Source organism: Caldithrix abyssi DSM 13497 (assembly GCF_001886815.1).
In the GTDB taxonomy this organism is placed as follows: Bacteria; Calditrichota; Calditrichia; order Calditrichales; family Calditrichaceae; genus Caldithrix; species Caldithrix abyssi.
In genome coordinates, this window is record NZ_CP018099.1 from 471388 (window position 1) to 487033 (window position 15646).

The following is a 15646-nucleotide window of genomic DNA, read 5'->3' on the forward strand; positions in this document are numbered from 1 at the left end:
TTCAAATAATAATTATTATTACATAACGCGTAAAAAAATATTTTATTCCCCTTTCTGCAAACAATCGGAACAAATGACGTTAAAATGAACGCTGTACGCCACCAGTTTATTGGATTGCAGAATATCCGCCGGAATATCGAGCTGGTTTAAATTCTCGTCAAAAACATCCATCACCTTTTTGCACTTGATGCACACCAGATGATGATGTGGTTCTGTCACCGAATCATAGCGAACCGTGTTGTGAATGGGCGTAACAACGGCCAGCACGCCTATCTTCTCAAAGGTTTCCAGAGTTTTGTAAACCGTGGCAAATGAGATGGTCGGAAATTCTTCCTTAACTCTTTTGTACACCTTTTCCGGACTGGGGTGCGTGTGATCGTCCATAATCTGCTTAAAAATAGCCAGCCGCTGCGGCGTAACGCTCAGATTGGATTCCCGGCACTTTTTTATAAATTCGTCTATTTTAGATTTATTCATTGTTTCCTTGTTTTTATTTAATAATTGTTATTAGATAATAACAAATAAACATAGTCAATGCAAATTTATTTGGCCTCCATTCCAAAAAAACACGGAAGAGCCATACCTAACGCCAATCTTTAAAAGATCAAAACGTTTAATTTTAACGAATTTCAGGGTCTTCAAAATTCCCAAACGTTTCACTAAAGGCAGCAAAACCGCCATCAAAATCAACCACAGAGAGCACAAGGAAAGAACCCGTGGCGCAAAGATAGTTTCAATTACCCTCACCCCCTATCCCAGAATAAAAGTCTGAGAGGGCAGGCGGGACAAAGACAGTCAAGGGGGGAGCGCATTGAACGACAAAAGGCTGCCTACCATGTCATCTCGGCGAGCCCGATCCGTAGTCACTCTCCTGTCATTTCGACGAGCCCGTCCCACGGGCGAGGAGAAATCTTTTCAAAACGTGGCGAGGGAAAACAGTAAGGGCGAAAGATTTTCCTGAAAATTTCGCTTTGGCGCGCAGTAATCTTTGTAAAAATGAAACAAATATTAATTGAGAAAAAGCAGCTGAAAATCCTTGCCCCCCCACAAAAACGCCTAAACATCCAAGGCAGCACAGCCGCAACCAAAAACATTTCCGCAGGAATTTAAGCAACCACGGAGATCACAGAGAATCACAAAGGGCACAAAGAATGTTAAAAATTAAGAATAGTTACAATTGTCTCACTCCCTCTCCCAGAATAAAAGTCTGGGTGAGGGGAACGCTGAACGTGGACAGTTGCCATTCAACCATTCAACTAATTAACCATTCAACCATTCCCTCCATGGCGTCCAGATGCTACGAAGGAAGTACTCTAAAAAGCATTACATTTCATATTTTTTAAATAGAATCAGGCTGAAAACGAAAATAATAATGATTACGCCCAGCACGCCCATTTCAATCATGTGGTGGTTGAATTTCTCCGGCAGGTAGGCGCCTTCAACGCTTATGATTAAGATACGTCGGATGGACGCGATCAGGCCGATGATAAAGAAAGGGGCCGGACTGAGCTTATGAGATTGGATCGAAACCTTTACGGTATATAAAATTTCCACAACCATAATAATTAGCAGGACACGATCGATCAATTTAAGAACGCCACGGATGAAGTTTGAAGTTTCTACCGTTTTGCCAATGACCAGTACGGAATTATAAACCAGCAAGCCGATGGTGATAACCAGTAAAATCGAAACGATTAAATAGATAAAATATTCAAAGGCAACATAGCTTTTGGTAATAAAGTCGCGTTTGTGCTCAATCATAAAAAATCCCCCTGGCAAATATTTTGCAAGAACCTTTGATTTATTCCATCACCAGGCGCAGGAAAAAGGTAAAAAGTAGCTGCAACAACATGTAGACGAATAATTCGCTATCCAGAGATCCCGTCAAATACGGTACATTTTCATTATTTCGGCAATACTATTTTTCTCAAAGGCTTCCTTAAAATTAAATGGTTTTTGAAAAAAATCAACCTTTAATCGACCGGACAGGTCAATTTTTTGATAAAAAAAAGAGCGGAAAGGGAAATTAAGCCAAAAGCAAACAAAATAAAGGCCGGCGATATCAGGTAAAACAGTAGGCCGGTTAATAAGGGAAATAGCGAAGAGATCAGGTTGGTGGCGCCAAACACGCCAGTAAAAAGCACGCGGTTTTCGTTGGTCGAAATTTCCAGCAGTCCGCCTTCGATGGCTATTTTGAAAGCGCTAATGCCGCTTCCCACCAGAAAGAAAAAGAAGTACAGGGGCAAAACCATGTTTAATTGCAAAATAAAGTAAGCCATTGGCGGCATGGAGCCTATCAGCAGAGCTGTCATTTTAAGCAGACCTTTAAAGCCTTTTGTTTTAACAATTTTTTTCCAGACCCAGTTGGAGACAATCATGCCTGCATATTGAAAAATCAGCAAATTGCCGATCAGGGAGCCGGAGAATTCAAACTTCCCTTTGAGCGAGCCGGTAATAAAGGGGATAAGAATCATCGATGCGGAAAGGAGATTGGCCGTTATAATTAAATAAGTCAGGTTTTTATTGTTCCTTAAAATTTGCGGAATTCTTTTTAAAAAATTCAATATGGAAGTTCTATTTTTTTTGATTTTTACCGTTTTTTCGTTTAAAACCCAAAAGCCCGCCGAGGCCACTAGCAACATGCCGCTGGCCATAAAGAATAATTGCATGTAATTGCTGGGGTATGGTTTTTGGCGCAAGATGAAGGTTACGGCCGTAGCCGAAAGCGCCAGGCCAATGGCGCTTAGCACCTGTTTGGAAACAATCAAATGTTTTCTTTCATCCCCTTCAAAACTCAGTCCCAGAAGATGTGTGTACGAAAGACCGGCAAAAGCGCCGCTAAAGGTAAAAAACAGCATCCACAAATAGACGTTGATCATAAAAAGCGTAAAGGACGGATTGTGCAAAAACCAGTAAATCGTAAAGCCAATGCCGGCCAGAGCAACGATTCGCAAATTGATGCCTAAAAGAAGAAAAGGTTTTTTTTGGGGGCGCGTTTCGATAAACGGCGTAAACAGCAATTGTGAGGCAAGGGGTACGCCAATGGAAATAAAAGTTAAAACGCCAATATGCCACATGCCGCCGCCCGCTTTAACGATGAGCGCCGGCAGCACGGTGTTGTAATCGGTAAAAGCCGAAGTAAAGGCAAACCACAGGGCGTGCCATAAAAAGCCGTAAAAATTTCGTTTATTCATTTTCAATATCAACCTTAAAAAACAATTTGTGTTTGGATGAAATACGGCCATTTAAGTTACAAAGTCAACCTGAAAAAATAATTAAAAACCTTAAACTTACCGTTTGCGTCAATATTTGCTTTTACCGTTAAAAAAAAGTAAATTAATTAGCTTTAAATCAATTTTAGTGCAATAGGAGGTTTTAAACGAATGGTTAAAACGGAAATAAAAAAAATATCCAGTTCCAAACGGGAATTGACCATAACTTTACCAAAAGAAAAAGTAGATGAAATTCGGGACGAACAGGCGTTACGTTTGCGTAAAGAAATTCAGGTGCCTGGTTTTCGTAAAGGTAAGGCCCCTCTGGGTATGGTGAAGCGGCGTTATCAAAGCTTAATTGAAGCTTACGCTCTGGAGAATGCCGTTGAACAAAGCCTGGGCATGGCTGCTGAAAAGGAGAACATTGATATTCTGGGCACGCCGGAAGCCAAGGAAGTTAACTTTGACGACGAAGGCAACCTGGTGATGCAGATCGAGATTGAAACGTTTCCGGAAATCGAGCTGAAAAAGTATAAAGGTATTGAATTAACGCGCGATAAATACGTAGTAACCGACAAGCTGGTTGAAGACAATATTAATCAGCTGTTAAAAGAGCGCGCCGAAATTTCGCCTGCGGAAGGGCCGGTTGCCGAAGGTAATCTGGTAAAAGTAGATATGCAGGAGCTGGATGAGAGCGGCGTGCCGGTGGTTGGCCGCAAGTACAGCGATGTGGAGTTTAAAGTTGGCGAAGGACGGTTTGATAAGGACATCGAACTCCAGTTGGTCGGCGTAAAGAAAGGCGAAACCAAACGCGTGGAAAAGGTCTATCCGGAAGATTTCCCGCAGAAGGAATTTGCCGGCAAAAAGGAGTTGTACGATATTACGGTTAAAGAGATTTTTGATGAAAAGATTCCTGAGTTAAACGACGAGTTTGTGCAGGAATTAGGCGACGAGACATTGAGCACCGTTGAGGACTTAAAAAAACGCATCCGTGAAAATCTTGAGCTGCAGTACAAAAAGGAATCGGAAAATCGCCTGGAAGATGAATTAATTCAGACCTTATTAGCAGAAAACGATTTCGATGTGCCGGCGGCCATGGTCAATAATTATCTGGACAGTTTGGTGCGTTCTGCCAGGCAGCAGTATCCGCAAGCCAGCGAAGAAGATTTACGTAACGCCTACCAGGCCAATGCAGAAACCATGGTTAAGTGGTATTATCTTCTGCAAAAAATAGGTGAAGCAGAAAATATCGAAATAACCGACGAAGATGTACGCAAGATGCTTGAAGAAAAGATCGACAATGAAGAAGAGATCAAAAAAATTATGGGATTACCGCATCAGGTGGCGCGTCTTAAAGAAGACCTGTTTTTCGAAAAAGTCCGGAACTTTTTATTGGAAAACGCAAAAATTACAGAAAATGAGATTGTACTCGATTAATAGAACAATGCTAAACTAAGAAAGGAGCGGGCGCATGCCTTTAGTTCCCATTGTAATAGAACAAACCGGTCGTTCCGAACGCGCTTATGATATTTATTCCCGATTGCTAAAAGAGCGCATTGTGTTTTTAGGAACGCCGATAGACGACAACGTGGCCAGTTTGATTATTTCGCAATTACTGTTTTTGGAAGCCGAAGACCCCACTAAGGATATTTACCTGTACATTAATTCGCCGGGCGGCATTGTTTCTTCCGGGCTGGCGATTTACGACACCATGCGTTACATCAAGCCGGACGTGGTTACCACCTGCATGGGGCAGGCGGCCAGTATGGGGGCCGTTTTATTGGCCGCCGGCGCCAAAGGCAAACGCTATGCTCTGCCCCACGCCCGAATTATGATCCACCAACCCCTGGGCGGCGCCGAAGGACAGGCTTCAGACATTGCCATTGCCGCCAACGAAATTTTACGCATCAAAAAAGTATTGAATCAGATTCTGGCCGACGCCACCGGCAAGCCTCTTGAAAAGATTGAGCAGGATACGGATCGAAACTTCTTTATGTCCGCAGAAGAAGCGCTGGAATACGGTTTAATCGATAAAGTCCTGAGCTATCGTAAAGAAGAAAAAGATGATGGAGCAAAGGGGAAAAATAAATGAGCAAGTCTTTTAGAGGGCCGATTTTTCGATGTTCTTTTTGCGGAAGGGCCGCCGAAGAGGTGGAAAGCCTTATCTCCGGTCCCGATGTGCATATTTGTAATTACTGTGTTCAAAGCGCCAATGAGATCATAGCGCGGCACAAAAAGCAGGCGGTAATCAGCAAAAAGCAGAAATTGATCCCGCCCAACAAAATCAAGGAACTGCTCGACCAGTATGTAATCGGCCAGGAGAGAGCCAAGCAAATTCTTTCGGTGGCGGTGTACAACCACTACAAGCGAATCAATAATATGACTCAGGCGGATGACGTTGAAATCGAAAAGAGCAATATTTTGTTGATTGGCCCGACCGGTACCGGCAAAACCCTTTTGGCCCAGACGCTGGCCAAAATTTTACAGGTGCCCTTTGCCATAGCCGACGCTACGGTATTAACCGAAGCAGGGTATGTGGGCGAAGATGTGGAAAATATTCTCGTTCGGCTTTATCAGGCCGCTAATTTTAACGTGCAGCAAACGGAGCGCGGCATCATTTACATCGACGAAATCGATAAGATAGCCCGTAAAGACGGCAATCCATCCATTACGCGCGATGTTTCCGGAGAGGGCGTTCAACAGGCTTTGCTTAAGATTCTGGAAGGAACGATTTCTAACATTCCGCCCAAGGGCGGCCGCAAGCATCCTGAGCAAAATCTGGTGGCCATTAACACCAAAAACATCCTTTTTATCGTTGGCGGCGCTTTTGAAGGTCTGGACGATATCATTCTGCGCCGTATCGGCGAAAAAAATATCGGTTTTGAAAAAACGCTTAGCAACACGCACTCTTTAAGTAAAAGCGAACTTTATGCCATGGTGGAGCCTGAGGACCTGCTGAAATATGGCTTGATCCCCGAGCTAATAGGCCGGTTGCCGGTGATTGGCACTTTAAATGAAATCGACGAAAACGCTTTGTACACCATTTTGACCAGGCCGAAAAATGCGCTGGTTAAACAATACAAACAACTGATGAAAATGGAAGGCGTACAGCTGGAGTTTGAAGAGGGAGCGTTAAGAGCCATTGTGGCCAAAGCCCTTAAGCGCAAAACCGGCGCCCGTTCTTTGCGGTCGATTATGGAAGACGTGATGCTGGATGTTATGTTTAAAGTCCCGTCTATGGAAGGCCTGAAGTCGGTTACCATTACCGAAGAGGTGGTGACCAAGAAAAAAGAACCGATTTATGAGTTCAAAAAAACTAAAAAAAGCGCTTAAAAACCCTTAATCTTTGTTTACGGCGGAGCCTTGCTCCGCTTTTTTTGCTTTTAACTGTTTGCAAGAAAAGTTAAACATTGCTCAGCGACTGAATGCGGAACGCTTGTTCATCAAAGGAGGAAAAGAATACGTGCGCCCAATTCAGGATATTTGATCAATGGCCCTCAGGAACTATGGCTTTATTAAAGAGTTATATTTAAATTTAAAAAAAGAAGGCGCTGAAAAATGATGAAATCCGTTGAGATTATTGAATTAGATCTTTCCAAACAGTATTCAATCACCGTATTGCCATTAAAAGACCTGGTCTTTTTCCCGCACATGGTTGTGCCGCTTATTGTAGGCAGGCAACAATCCATCGAAGCGGTAGAATCGGCTATGAAAAAAAACCGACTGGTCTTTTTAGTGGCGCAAAGAAATCCGGAGCAAGAAGTGGTAACCGGACGCGACCTGCACCGTTTTGGCGTTTTGGGACGCATTTTGCAGGTGGTTGAACTGCCCAATAACCTGTTAAAAGTACTGGTCGAAGGCCTGGTACGCGCTTCGGTGTATAGCTATCGCAAACAGAAGAATATCATTTACGTTACGCTGAAGATCCCCCAACACGAGGTTAATTACAACGATCAGATCGAGGCCTGGCGCCGCGAATTGATTTCGTTGTTTAAAACCTATGTGCGCTTAAACGAGGACCTGCCTGAGGAGCTTATTTTTTCCGTTAATCAGATGGAAGATATCGAAAAGGTGACGGATTTTATCGCCAGCTATCTGGATATTAAACTGGCTGAAAAACAATTTATTCTGGAACAATATGAACTTGAATCGCGATTGCCGTATATGCTGCACATTCTAAATCGCGAGAACAATATTCTGGATTTAAAATCGGAACTGGACACAAAAGTGCGCGATCAGATGATGAAGACGCAACGCAACTACTATTTGCAAGAGCAGTTGCGTGTCATTCGCGAAGAGTTAGGCGAAGAGGGCGAAGAAGGCAGCGACGTGGCCATTTTGCGCAAACGATTTCGACAAAAAGTCCTGCCGCAAGAAGCGCACCAAAAGGTTGAGGAAGAACTGACGCGGCTGGCCAAAATTCCGCCCCTTTCACCGGAATATAATGTGATTCGCACCTTTTTAGAATGGATTTTAAACCTGCCATGGCAGGAACAAACCCATGATGAAACGAGCCTGGAAAAGGCGCAAAAAATTTTAGATGAGGATCATTACGGGCTGGAAAAGGCCAAAAAACGCATTTTAGAGCACATTGCCGTTTTGCAGCGCGTTAAACAGATAAAAGGCCCCATTTTGTGCCTGGCTGGCCCGCCGGGGGTGGGCAAAACTTCGCTGGGCCGTTCCATTGCCCGCGCTCTGGGGCGTAAATTTGTGCGTATTTCGCTGGGCGGTATTCACGACGAAGCCGAAATACGCGGGCATCGACGCACCTACATCGGCTCCATGCCCGGCAAAATTATTCAGGGAATGAAAAAGGCGGGAACGGTGAATCCGGTTTTTTTGCTGGATGAAGTGGATAAAATCAACAGCGATTACCGCGGAGACCCGGCATCGGCGCTGCTGGAAGTGCTGGACCCCGAACAAAACCACTCTTTTATTGACCATTATCTGGAAGTGGAATACGATCTTTCTAAAGTGTTTTTTGTGGTTACGGCCAACAATCCGGACGCCATTCCCGAACCGCTGCTCGACCGCATGGAGGTGATTGAACTGCCCGGCTACCTGGATTATGAAAAGCTGGCTATTGCTCGCCAATATTTGATTCCCAAGCAGCTGGAGCTGAATGGCTTAAAAGCGGAAGATCTGGAAATTACCGACGACGCCCTGAACGAAATCATTATCAATTACACCTTAGAGGCCGGGGTGCGCAATCTGGAACGGGAGATCAGTAAAATTTGCCGCCAGGCCGTGATTCAGCTCTCTAAAGTTAAGGAGCCTAAAAAGTTAGTCGTCAGCAAAAAGAATTTAAGCCGCTATCTTGGCGAACCCAAGTACGCCATTTCTAAATTAAAAGGTCAAAAAGAAATTGGCGTGGCCACCGGCCTGGCCTGGACGCCTTTTGGCGGCGACCTGCTGCGCGTGGAGGTTAACTTAATTCCCGGTAAGGACAAATTAACATTGACAGGTAAGCTGGGCGAGGTGATGCAGGAATCGGCCATGATCGCCGTGGATTACATCCGTTCGCGTTTTCGCAAATTTAAAATCGACCAGAATTTTACCAACAAGTACGAAGTGCACATTCACTTGCCGGAAGGCGCGGTGCCCAAAGAGGGACCCTCGGCCGGGGTTACGTTGACCAGCGGCTTGATTTCGGCCTTAAAAAAACAGCCTTTGCCGGCCGACCTGGCCATGACGGGCGAAATTACCTTACGAGGCAAAATCCTTTCCGTTGGCGGTTTGCAGGAAAAACTGATGGCCGCCCGGCGCCACGGCATCAAGCGCATCATTCTGCCCGCTGAAAACAAACCCGACGTGCGCGAAATGAGCAAAGAACTGCTGGAAGGCCTGGAACTGATCTTTGTTAAGGATTACGAGCAGATTTACGATTTGTTGTTTAAAAAATAAAAATTTTATTTGACACAAAAAAAGGAATATTTTATATTCTAACTGAATTATTTAATCATATCACAAAAATTTTTAAAAAAAAAGTTTTAATCCATCAGGAAGAATTAAAAAGTAGTTCCAGGGACGGCTAAACATAAAACCTTAGCAAAAAAGGTTGCTGATGGTTTATTGTTTTTACAAAATTCTTAATAGAAACTTTGTAATTTTTTTGACTGAATCAATTAGCGCTAAAGCCAATCAGCTTTATTTAAAAAGAATAAATTTTAATCTTTTATCTTTTTTATTTAATCATAAATTCCCCCCCCCCCCCCGCAATTTTGCCTGAAATATTGCCTTTTTCAAATAAAAGAATTTAAATGTTGTTTTGGTTATGATTATTGGAAACTCGCTTTTACATAGTTTCGGTAAAAATTTTAAGCGGATTTAATTTTGTTGTTTGAGAAAAACTAAAATTGAAAAATGAGAAATTTATTAAACAATTGGCGTTTTCAATTAATTTTAAGAATTGTTCTTGGTTTATTTCTTTCGATTTCCGGTGTGGCCAAGATTATGGATTTAGCGGCCTTTGGCAAAGCGGTTAATGGTTTTGGGCTGTTACCTTCCACCTGGGTGGTGCTGGTTACTGTTATTATTCCTTATCTGGAATTGATTTTAGGCTTAATGCTGCTATTAAATTTTTATGCCAAACCGGCTTATGTAACGGCTTTAACCATGCTCATTATTTTTACGGCGCTTTCGGCTTACAAATATTTTAGCGGCGATATTTCGGACTGCGGTTGTTTTGGCAAACTATTGCAATGCAAAACGGATGAAAAGCTATTAATTGAAAACGCATTATTAATGGTTTTATTTGCCTTAGGTTTTTTTAAGATGAAAGGGACAAAAAATGAGTAACGTCAAAAAGTTTTTGATCATTGTTTTTACGGTAATGCTGGTGATTAGCTTACAATTTAACACACCATTAACACATAAAATGAACAATGGTTTTTCTGTAACGCAGTTAATGAATAATTTATTCGTTCCAGAAGCATATGCAACTCAAGCCGGATGGTGTAAAGATATGGGATGTAGATCAGGAGATTATTTTTGTGCTTTTATTGTTTTCCCAGATGGTATGGGTACTTGTTATGACCGTGAAGGTCCTCAGTGGCCTAAAGAATAAAAAATAAAAGGAGGAATAAAAAATTAAAAACAATAATAAAAATATTAATAATTATAATAATTTTAATTAATATAAATAGTAATTTTGGCACTAACAAGAGAATCCTTTTAAATATTAAAGATTTATTTATACCTGAGTTATATGCTTCTGTTCCTTGGGGACTTTGTAAAAAAGCAGGATGTTATTCAGGAGATATTCTTTGCTTTATATGGGAGGATGGTACAACAACTGTATATTGTATGGATCATTATTAAAATTGTAGGAGGTAAAATGATAAAAAAAATATTAATTATTTCATTTATTATTTTGTTAGTAAATTCAATAAATTTCTTTGGTAATTTTAATACAACAAATAAGGTAAGTTTAAAATGCATAATTAAAAATATTTTTCTGCCTGACGTTTATGCATCGGATATGAATCCTTTGGTGTGTGATTGGGTAGGGTGTCCTGGAGGTGAAGTAATATGCGCATTTGTCAATGAAGGGCCAGACCCTGACAATGTAATTGCTTGCTATGATTTATTGTTTGTCTAAATAAAAGAGGCGGGAAATCCAATTTTCCGCCTCTTTTATTTAATTAAAATTAGGGAGTTGAAATTATGAGAAAATATATTTTATATTTTATTGTAGTATTAATGATATTATTTTCATGTAAAAAAACAATCGAAAAAAAAATTGAAATTATACCTGTTAAAATCTATGAGCAAAATATACATCAAAGAGTATGGAAAAAATGTAATTTTGATTTAATAGCAAAAATTAAAAGTGACAGCCTTTACAATCCAATTTCATTAAAAGTAGATAATGAAGAAAATATTTATGTGTATGATCTCCCGAAACAAAAAATAAAAATGATTTCTAATGAAGGTAAATATATAGAATATGGATCTGGAAGGGGAAAAGGACCAAAAGAATTTTTAAATTTGACAGATTATTATATAGATAGTCTTGTTTATATTGTAGATCCTAACCTAAGCAAAGTTGCTATTTTTAAAAAAGATGGGAGATTTATTGAAGATTTTAAATTAAAAAAAATAAGACCTTATAGATTTGTTTCTATAGGAAAATATTATCTGATTAGGCCAGTCAATTTGACTGAAAGATTATTTATATTACTTGATAAAAATTTCAAAAAAATTTCAGAAATAGGTAATTTTTTTGAATACATAGAACCGATAAAGAGAAGTATTCTTTTTGATGGTAAACTATGTACCAATGGAATTGATAAAATATATTATGGATTTTTGTATTCTGGAATTATAGCAAAATATGATATAATAAATGATACGTTTGAATATTATAATACCATTGATAAAACAAAATTACCTCAAATAGAAAAAATTGCTGGAGGAAAAGGAGTAAAAGCTCCTAAAAAAAGTCCCAAAGCATGTATTGATATATTTTTCGATGATGATAAAGTTTATATTTTAACAAATACTACTAAAAATAAAGAACCTGTCTTAGATGTCTATAATAGTAATTTATCTTATTTATTTTCATTTAGATTACCGTCAGATAAAATATATTCATTAAAAATAAAGAATAAAAAATTATTTGCACTTCTCATAACAGGTGAAATATTAATTTGGCAAATAAAATTTGTATAGGTTTAAATCTTGCTAGGGTAAATCATATAATTTAAATAGAATGTTATTTCAGATAAAACAATTTAGGTGTTGCTTTGGTTATGATTATTGGAAAATCGTTTTTACTTAGTATCAGTAAAATTTTTACGCGGATTTAATTTTGTTGTTTGAGAAAAAGTAAAATTAAAAAATGAAAAATTTATTAAACAATTGGCGTTTTCAATTAATTTTAAGAATTGTTCTTGGGTTATTTCTTTCGATTACCGGCGTGGCCAAGATTATGGATTTAGCCGCCTTTGGCAAAGCGGTTAATGGTTTTGGGCTGTTACCTTCCACCTGGGTGGTGCTGGTTACTGTTATTATTCCTTATCTGGAATTGATTTTAGGCTTAATGCTGCTATTAAATTTTTATGCCAAACCGGCTTATGTAACGGCTTTAACCATGCTGATTGTTTTTACGGCGCTTTCGGCTTACAAGTATTTTAGCGGTGATATTTCGGACTGCGGTTGTTTTGGCAAACTATTGCAACGCAAAACCGATGAAAAGCTATTAATTGAAAACGCTTTTTTAATGGCTTTATTTGCCTTAGGTTATTTTAAGATGAAAGGGACAAAATATGAGTAACGCCAAAAAGTTTTTGATTATTGTTTTTACGGTAATGCTGGTGATTAGCTTGCGATTTAACACCTCATTAACGCATAAAATGGATAACGGTTTTTCGTTAACGCAGTTGGTGGAGAATATTTTTGTACCGGAGGTTTATGCCACATTTGGTGGTTATGGGTGTAAAGCAAAATCGGGATGTGGCCATGTTGAATGTACAGGTACTGATACATGCGAGGCAAATGATCACTCAGTTACTTGTGATGGTAAAACAAGTACTTGCTTTTGCTATCACTAACATTATTAATAAAGGCATGGTAATTTTAATTACCATGCCTATAATTTGTTATAAAATTAATAGTATTATATAAATATGAGTAATAATATGAAATTAATTATATTCTTTATTTTTATGTTTTTTCTTGTTTCATGTAAAGAAAAATATAGTTTTGAAAAACCAGAGATTATTAGAATCTATAATACAGAAAAAAGAAAAATACATATAGGCAATTTGAAGAGAATGCTTAAACACAAAAAATCATTTTATTATATTGATAACAAGTCACACATTGTAAAAAAACTAGACGAAAACTTTTATTTAAAAAAAATTATCGCACATGAAGGAAACGGCCCAGGAGAAATATATTATCCATCCTCATTTGCAGTTAATAGAGATAAATTATATATTTATTCATCAAGAAAAGAAAATATTATAATATTTGATACTACCGGTACATATATTGATGAAATAAAAATTGGAAGGATGTATCCAACTAGATTTGCTATTGATGACAGTCTAAATCTATACTACACCCCAGCTTCATTTGACATCCCAAATCCAATTGTGAAAATGAATTATAGACAAAAAAAAATAACTACTTTCGGCACATGGTTGAAAAAAAGAGAAAATTTAACAAATTTATTGAGAAATTTAAGACATGTTTTAATATATAAAAATAATTTAATCTGCGTATCTTATACAGAACCTATTATAGAAAAATATAATCTTACTGGTGAAAAAATTTTCGAAGTAAATATTAAAAATTATTCCTTTATGAAAAAGATCATAGAACAAAATGAAAAATTTTATAATAGTTTAAAAAATAAAAATAGGCCTCATGTAGGATCGTTTAGTATTTTGTTCGACGATGCTTATACATATGGAGATTTACTTTATCTGACCCTATATGATGAAGATAGAAAGTTAAATAAAGTATTAATTTTTTTATTAAGTAATGATAAAATAATCTTTAAAGAGATTTTTAAAATTGACAATTGTCTAATAAAATCTATTAGTGCTGATGAGAGATTTTTGTATGTATTCAATGGTTATAATTTTAATTTTTTAAAACTAAGACTGGATTTTTGACTTATATTTAAAGCGCTTTCGGCTTACAAGTATTTTAGCGGCGATATTTCGGAGTGCGGTTGCTTTGGCAAACTTTTGCAACGCCAAACGGACGAAAAACTATTAATTTAAAACGCGTTATTAATGGTTTTATTTGCCATAGGTTTTTTAAAGATGAAAGGGCAAAAAAATTAGTAACGCCAAAAAGTTTTTGATTATTGTTTTTTACGTTAATGCTGGTTATTAGCTTGCAATTTAACACCGCATTAACGCATAAAATGAATAACGGTTTTTCGTTAACGCAGTTGATGGAGAATATTTTTGTACCGGAGGCTTATGCTACAAATCAATATGGGGTAGCGGTAATTGTAATAGGTACAGGCAATATCGCCTGTTGTCCGAGTGATCGCCCAAATTGTGATCCAAAAGATCCGGATTGGGAACCGTGTCGCTAAAGAACAATATGGAGGAGGAAGGGTGTTTTCCTCCTCCTCAATAAAAATGAAAGGAATAGGAGTATATGAGAATTTATATTTTATTATTTTGTATTTTTTTGATTGTAATATTTTCATGTAATGAAAAAAAAGAAAATTTAAATAGAAATACAATAATGTCAACTTCTTTAAATAAATTTTTTGAAATTAACGATAGTCTAATTTTAGAATATCCCATTGATAGTTCTCCAAGTTTTATCAGAGATATCTGTTTTACCGGAGAAAACTATTATGTATTGGGTAGTAATCGTAAATATCCTTTGGTAAAGTTTGATAAAAAAGGAAATTTTATCAAGAATATAGGTAAAATTGGTAATGGCCCCGGTGAATTCATTTTTTTTATTCATAAAATTGCCATTAATAAAAATAAAGAAATAGTTGCTAAGACTTTGTCTTTTAATCAACTCTATTTAATTAAAAATGATTCAATAGTTTTACGAAAAACTCTGGGTGAAGCAGCCGCAATTTCAGACATTGGATGGTTGAGCAATGATAAAATATTATGTACAGGATATGGTAGAGGTAAATGGCATTATTTAATATTCAATAAAAAATTGGAACTTACCGATACGCTGGTAGAGCTCAAGCATAACATCTTGCCGGAAGGATTTATTGAAAACTTTTCTTTGAATATAAAAGAGAATGAAATTATCTCACATCATTTATATCCGGCTAAAATTTATTTTTATAATTTTAAAAATAATCATTTGATTAAAAAAAGAGAAATATATTTTCAAAATTATTTAACCGACTTTAAAAAGGTTGATCTTAATAAAATTCTTGAAAATTACCATAATGGGAAAATTTCTTTAATTCAAATGTTATATTCTTTTCCTAAAATTATGTGGCTTACAAGATACAATAAACTTATTACAGGAATATATTATGCCGCCAGAACTTCCAGAAAAATATCCAAACGAAAAGAAAAAAAATTTTATTTATTCATCCTGAATTTAGAAAATAATAAAGTTAAAGATTTTGAATTGGAGCCGGGAGCTACAAAAGACTTATATTGCTGGGAAAACGGATTTTTTATTAGTAAATCACAAAAAATAAATGAAAAGATTTTTTATAAACTCTATTTTTTAAATTTAAGAGATAATATCGATATTTAAATTATACCGAACGATTACCAATATTATGTTTTTGCGAAACGATCGCGTAAAGAAGCGCTATGTCGCTTATGTTTTGCAGGAAGACAAGGAAGAATATCTCAATTTCGATTTAAAAAGATCAAAATTTAAATAGAGGTTCATTTGGTTAGCAGAAAATTGTTGTTTTTATTAAGTTATTCTATCTTTATTTCTATTTTCTTGATTAATTTAATTTATTCAAA

At 37.5% G+C, this 15646-nt stretch carries 15 protein-coding genes; 12 read left to right on the top strand and 3 right to left on the bottom strand.

Annotation, left to right across the window (positions count from 1 at the left end; translation table 11 throughout):
* Positions 1 to 42: 42 nt before the first annotated feature.
* From Cabys_RS01905 to Cabys_RS01915, 3 genes are all read right to left on the bottom strand, one after another.
* Positions 43 to 477: a Fur family transcriptional regulator gene (locus tag Cabys_RS01905; protein WP_006928398.1), complete on the bottom strand. Its 435-nt coding sequence runs from the start codon at positions 475 to 477 to the stop codon at positions 43 to 45.
* A gap of 846 nt (positions 478 to 1323) precedes the next feature.
* The gene (locus Cabys_RS01910; protein WP_006928399.1) at positions 1324 to 1761 is read right to left on the bottom strand and encodes a phosphate-starvation-inducible PsiE family protein; all 438 of its coding nucleotides are present in this window, start codon (positions 1759 to 1761) and stop codon (positions 1324 to 1326) included.
* A 212-nt stretch (positions 1762 to 1973) separates the two neighbouring features.
* The gene (locus Cabys_RS01915; RefSeq protein WP_006928400.1) at positions 1974 to 3194 is read right to left on the bottom strand and encodes an MFS transporter; all 1221 of its coding nucleotides are present in this window, start codon (positions 3192 to 3194) and stop codon (positions 1974 to 1976) included.
* A gap of 189 nt (positions 3195 to 3383) precedes the next feature.
* Between Cabys_RS01915 and tig the strand changes: the two genes are divergently transcribed.
* The 12 genes from tig (at position 3384) to Cabys_RS01975 (ending at position 15425) form a co-directional block, all read left to right on the top strand.
* Positions 3384 to 4649, top strand: a complete 1266-nt coding sequence (gene tig, locus Cabys_RS01920) for a trigger factor (RefSeq protein ID WP_006928401.1) — start codon at positions 3384 to 3386, stop codon at positions 4647 to 4649.
* A gap of 34 nt (positions 4650 to 4683) precedes the next feature.
* Positions 4684 to 5304 (top strand): ATP-dependent Clp endopeptidase proteolytic subunit ClpP, encoded by a 621-nt coding sequence (gene clpP / locus Cabys_RS01925; protein WP_006928402.1) that lies wholly within the window; start codon positions 4684 to 4686, stop codon positions 5302 to 5304.
* Positions 5301 to 6545 carry an ATP-dependent Clp protease ATP-binding subunit ClpX gene (gene clpX / locus Cabys_RS01930; RefSeq protein ID WP_006928403.1) on the top strand — a complete coding sequence of 415 codons (1245 nt, stop codon included), beginning with the start codon at positions 5301 to 5303 and terminating at the stop codon, positions 6543 to 6545. The genes clpP and clpX overlap by 4 nt, the downstream gene beginning before the upstream one ends.
* 225 nt (positions 6546 to 6770) lie before the next feature.
* On the top strand, positions 6771 to 9116 hold the full coding sequence (lon, locus tag Cabys_RS01935; protein WP_006928404.1) for an endopeptidase La: 2346 nt from the start codon (positions 6771 to 6773) through the stop codon (positions 9114 to 9116).
* Positions 9117 to 9575: 459 nt separating this feature from the next.
* A complete protein-coding gene (locus Cabys_RS01940) occupies positions 9576 to 10010 on the top strand; it encodes a MauE/DoxX family redox-associated membrane protein (RefSeq protein ID WP_006928405.1) in 435 nt (144 codons plus the stop codon).
* The gene (locus tag Cabys_RS01945; RefSeq protein WP_006928406.1) at positions 10003 to 10278 is read left to right on the top strand and encodes a hypothetical protein; all 276 of its coding nucleotides are present in this window, start codon (positions 10003 to 10005) and stop codon (positions 10276 to 10278) included. The genes Cabys_RS01940 and Cabys_RS01945 overlap by 8 nt, the downstream gene beginning before the upstream one ends.
* Positions 10279 to 10548: 270 nt before the next feature.
* Entirely contained in the window at positions 10549 to 10812 is a 264-nt protein-coding gene (locus Cabys_RS01950; RefSeq protein WP_006928407.1) for a hypothetical protein, read from the top strand.
* Positions 10813 to 10877: 65 nt separating this feature from the next.
* The gene (locus Cabys_RS01955) at positions 10878 to 11885 is read left to right on the top strand and encodes a 6-bladed beta-propeller (RefSeq protein WP_006928408.1); all 1008 of its coding nucleotides are present in this window, start codon (positions 10878 to 10880) and stop codon (positions 11883 to 11885) included.
* A 169-nt stretch (positions 11886 to 12054) separates the two neighbouring features.
* Complete coding sequence (locus Cabys_RS01960) at positions 12055 to 12489, top strand: MauE/DoxX family redox-associated membrane protein (RefSeq protein ID WP_006928410.1); 435 nt, start codon at positions 12055 to 12057, stop codon at positions 12487 to 12489.
* Entirely contained in the window at positions 12482 to 12766 is a 285-nt protein-coding gene (locus Cabys_RS19745; RefSeq protein WP_150109265.1) for a hypothetical protein, read from the top strand. Before Cabys_RS01960 ends, Cabys_RS19745 begins: the two co-directional genes overlap by 8 nt.
* An 87-nt stretch (positions 12767 to 12853) precedes the next feature.
* Positions 12854 to 13837 (top strand): 6-bladed beta-propeller, encoded by a 984-nt coding sequence (locus Cabys_RS01970; protein ID WP_006928412.1) that lies wholly within the window; start codon positions 12854 to 12856, stop codon positions 13835 to 13837.
* 499 nt (positions 13838 to 14336) lie between these two features.
* Positions 14337 to 15425 carry a 6-bladed beta-propeller gene (locus Cabys_RS01975; RefSeq protein ID WP_006928413.1) on the top strand — a complete coding sequence of 363 codons (1089 nt, stop codon included), beginning with the start codon at positions 14337 to 14339 and terminating at the stop codon, positions 15423 to 15425.
* The last annotated feature ends 221 nt before the right edge of the window (positions 15426 to 15646 follow it).

Bases quoted from the DNA above. Each gene is read 5' to 3' on its own strand.
- Cabys_RS01905 (WP_006928398.1), bottom strand. From the start codon at position 477: ATGAATAAATCTAAAATAGACGAATTTATAAAAAAGTGCCGGGAATCC.
- Cabys_RS01910 (WP_006928399.1), bottom strand. From the start codon at position 1,761: ATGATTGAGCACAAACGCGACTTTATTACCAAAAGCTATGTTGCCTTT.
- Cabys_RS01915 (WP_006928400.1), bottom strand. From the start codon at position 3,194: ATGAATAAACGAAATTTTTACGGCTTTTTATGGCACGCCCTGTGGTTT.
- tig (WP_006928401.1), top strand. From the start codon at position 3,384: ATGGTTAAAACGGAAATAAAAAAAATATCCAGTTCCAAACGGGAATTG.
- clpP (WP_006928402.1), top strand. From the start codon at position 4,684: ATGCCTTTAGTTCCCATTGTAATAGAACAAACCGGTCGTTCCGAACGC.
- clpX (WP_006928403.1), top strand. From the start codon at position 5,301: ATGAGCAAGTCTTTTAGAGGGCCGATTTTTCGATGTTCTTTTTGCGGA.
- lon (WP_006928404.1), top strand. From the start codon at position 6,771: ATGATGAAATCCGTTGAGATTATTGAATTAGATCTTTCCAAACAGTAT.
- Cabys_RS01940 (WP_006928405.1), top strand. From the start codon at position 9,576: ATGAGAAATTTATTAAACAATTGGCGTTTTCAATTAATTTTAAGAATT.
- Cabys_RS01945 (WP_006928406.1), top strand. From the start codon at position 10,003: ATGAGTAACGTCAAAAAGTTTTTGATCATTGTTTTTACGGTAATGCTG.
- Cabys_RS01950 (WP_006928407.1), top strand. From the start codon at position 10,549: ATGATAAAAAAAATATTAATTATTTCATTTATTATTTTGTTAGTAAAT.
- Cabys_RS01955 (WP_006928408.1), top strand. From the start codon at position 10,878: ATGAGAAAATATATTTTATATTTTATTGTAGTATTAATGATATTATTT.
- Cabys_RS01960 (WP_006928410.1), top strand. From the start codon at position 12,055: ATGAAAAATTTATTAAACAATTGGCGTTTTCAATTAATTTTAAGAATT.
- Cabys_RS19745 (WP_150109265.1), top strand. From the start codon at position 12,482: ATGAGTAACGCCAAAAAGTTTTTGATTATTGTTTTTACGGTAATGCTG.
- Cabys_RS01970 (WP_006928412.1), top strand. From the start codon at position 12,854: ATGAAATTAATTATATTCTTTATTTTTATGTTTTTTCTTGTTTCATGT.
- Cabys_RS01975 (WP_006928413.1), top strand. From the start codon at position 14,337: ATGAGAATTTATATTTTATTATTTTGTATTTTTTTGATTGTAATATTT.